The sequence below is a fragment of the Rhodovulum sp. genome (genome assembly GCF_011048875.1).
In the GTDB taxonomy this organism is placed as follows: domain Bacteria; phylum Pseudomonadota; class Alphaproteobacteria; order Rhodobacterales; family Rhodobacteraceae; genus Rhodovulum; species Rhodovulum tesquicola.
In genome coordinates this window covers 1-2,839 of the sequence record NZ_DSDD01000120.1, presented here as the reverse complement: position 1 = coordinate 2,839, position 2,839 = coordinate 1, and the positions used below count along the sequence as shown (strand labels likewise).

Annotated in this window: 3 protein-coding genes; 1 reads left to right on the top strand and 2 read right to left on the bottom strand. The window is 70.3% G+C overall.

Features of this window, described 5'->3' with window-relative positions; translation table 11 throughout:
- Together ENN83_RS04050 and ENN83_RS04045 are read right to left on the bottom strand one after the other, a co-directional pair.
- On the bottom strand, window positions 1-428 hold a 428-nt coding region (locus ENN83_RS04050), incomplete at its 3' end, for an FAS1-like dehydratase domain-containing protein (RefSeq protein ID WP_287184330.1).
- A gap of 45 nt (window positions 429-473) precedes the next feature.
- Window positions 474-1,016, bottom strand: coding sequence for an NADPH-dependent FMN reductase (locus tag ENN83_RS04045; RefSeq protein WP_287184328.1), 543 nt, complete (start codon window positions 1,014-1,016; stop codon window positions 474-476).
- Window positions 1,017-1,134: 118 nt separating this feature from the next.
- On the opposite strand from ENN83_RS04045, the gene ENN83_RS04040 reads away from it, so the two are divergent.
- Complete coding sequence (locus ENN83_RS04040) at window positions 1,135-2,796, top strand: thiamine pyrophosphate-binding protein (protein ID WP_287184327.1); 1,662 nt, start codon at window positions 1,135-1,137, stop codon at window positions 2,794-2,796.
- The last annotated feature ends 43 nt before the right edge of the window (window positions 2,797-2,839 follow it).

Genomic DNA, 2,839 nt, shown 5'->3' with positions numbered 1-2,839 from the left:
TCGCGATAGACGATGTCCTGACGTTCACTGACCCGCAGCACGCCCGCCTGCACGATGTCATGGCGCAGCGTGACAAAGGCCAGCGGGCCGGTCCGCCCCTGCTTGCGGGTGATGCCCTCGATGGTGGTGGTCTGCTCGGCCGGGATGCCGGCACGCAGCGGGCCGAAGAAGGCAAGTTCCCCCCCCGCCCACATCCGCCGTGGCAGGCCGAGATCGGGCAGGAAGGCACCGACCCGGGGATGCCCGTCGCGGCCCAGTTCGGCGGGCGGGCGAGGATCCCAGAAATAGACCTGATGGAAGAAGGGCGGCAGGATGGCCAGATGACCCGGCGGCGGGCCGTCCAGCCCCAGCATGGCATGCAGCGCCGCGGCCCGGACCGGGTCCATCGCGTCGCGGAGGATTTGCGTTCTGCCCAGCGCCTCGGTCATGCGCCGGACGCTAGCCGCAGGCCGCGAGGCGCGCAAGCGGGGTGGTTAGCGTCCGATTTCGGCCTTGAGCGCGGCCATCAACTCGCTCAGCAGCTTCAGCCCGACCTCGTTGGTCAGCCGACCTCCGGCGTCGAATTGCTGGGCGGCATTGCCCACCATCACCTCGGGCCCCTGCAACAGCCGCGGGCGAAAGGCGACAAGGCAATGGCGCAGCGCGAATTGCGCGCGCGGCCCGCCCGCGATCCCGGCGGCGGCCGAGACGATCGCGACGGGTTTGTCCGCCCAGGCGTTCCCCTTGGTCCGGCTGACCCAGTCGAGCGCGTTCTTCAGCACGCCCGAGATCGACTTGTTGTATTCCGGCCCCGAGATCACCACCGCATCGGCCGCCGCGATCTGGTCGGCAAGGCGCTGGACGGGGGCCGGGATGCCCTCGGCCGCTTCCAGATCGCCATCGTAAAGCGGAAGGCGCAGGTCGGCCATTTCGAACCCGGCGGGGTCGAAAAGCCGCGCCGCCTCGCGGACCAGCAGGGTGTTGAACGAGCCCGCCCTGAGCGAGCCGGAAATCCCCGGAAGACTGTGTTCGGCCATGTCGCTGTCTCTGTCTGGTTCAGCTCGAACCTGGGCCGCAAGCACCGGGCTGCAAGCGGGTTGTGCCCTGTGACCGCTTGGCGCAGGGTGCGGCCCAGGCAGGACGGAGGGCAAGCGGATGGAACGGCATGGCGGGCGCATCCTGGCCGATCAACTGGCGCTTCAGGGGATCAGGCGGGTCTTCTCGGTGCCGGGTGAAAGCTTTCTGGCGGCGCTTGACGGGCTTTACGATGTCGGCATCCCGAACATCACCTGCCGCCACGAGGGCGGCGCGGCGATGATGGCCGAGGCGTACGGCAAGATGACCGGCCAGCCGGGCGTGCTGTTCGTCACGCGCGGGCCGGGGGCGACGAATGCGGCCAGCGGGCTGCATGTCGCGCGGCAGGATTCGACGCCGATGGTCGTTTTCGTCGGCCAGATCGCGCGCGCCCACCGTGATCGCGAGGCGTTTCAGGAACTGGATTATCGCCGCTTCTTCGGCCCGCTGGTGAAATGGGTGGCCGAGGTGGACCAGACCGAACGCCTGCCGGAATACATCGCGCGCGCCTTCCACATCGCAGTCTCGGGGCGGCCCGGACCGGTGGTGCTGGCCCTGCCCGAGGACATGCCGAGCGCGCGGGCGGACGTGCCGGACCTGCCGCCCTCTGCCCGCCTGCCGCCCGAACCCGGCGCCGCGCAGGTCGCCGCGGTGGCCGAAGCGCTGGCGCAGGCAGAACGTCCGCTGGTCGTCGTCGGCGGGCCGCATTGGTCGGCACAGGCGGCGGCGGATCTGGCGCGGTTTGCCGGGGCGTTCGACCTTCCGGTGGCGGTCAGCTTTCGCAGGCAGGGGCATCTGGACAACCGCCATCCCTGCTATGTGGGTGATCTGGGCGTGGGGATGAACCCCCGGTTGGGGGCGCGGCTGGCCACGGCCGATCTGGTGCTGGCGCTGGGCACGCGGCTGGGTGACACGGCGACCAATGGCTACACGCTGCTCGATCCCATAAGGCCGGGGCCGCGGATCGTGCATGTTCATGCCGATGCGGACGAGTTGGGCCGGGTCTGGCGGCCCGATCCCGGCATCGCACTGCCCGCCCCCGCGATGGTCGCGGCGCTGGCGCGGCTGAACGGCCAGCCCGGCCCCTGGGCAGCATGGCGGGCCGTGGCGCGGGCCGAGTACGAGGCGTGGACGACACCCCGGCAGACCCCCGGCGCGGTCAGGATGGAACAGGTGATCGCCTGGCTCTCGGCCCATCTGCCCGAGGATGCGATCGTCACGAATGGCGCGGGCAATTATGCCGCCTTTCTGCACCGCTATTTCGCCTTCAAGGCGCATGGCACCCAGCTTGCGCCCACCTCGGGCTCGATGGGCTATGGCTTTCCCGCCGCGATCTCGGCCGCGCTGGAACATCCCGGCCGGGCGGTGATCTGTCTGGCCGGGGATGGCTGTTTCCAGATGACCCTGAACGAGATGTCGACCGCCATTCAGCACGGGGCGAAGGTGGTGGTGATCGTGGCGAACAATGGCCGCTACGGCACGATCCGCATGCACCAGGAACGCCGCTTCCCGGGCCGGGTCAGCGGCACCGATCTGGCCAATCCCGACTACCCGGCTCTGGCACGGGCCTATGGGGACGACGGGGTGGCGGTGACGGATCAGGCCGCGTTTCCGGCCGCGATGGCGCGCGCGCTGGCCGCGACCGTGCCCTTCGTGGTCGAGCTGCAGCTTGACCCCGAGGCGCTGGCCACCAGCCAAACCCTGTCCGAGGCGCGGGCGATGGGCGAGGCCGGCGCCGGTTAGGGCTGCGCGCCGCTACTCGGCCGGGGCCAGGTCCAGCGCCATG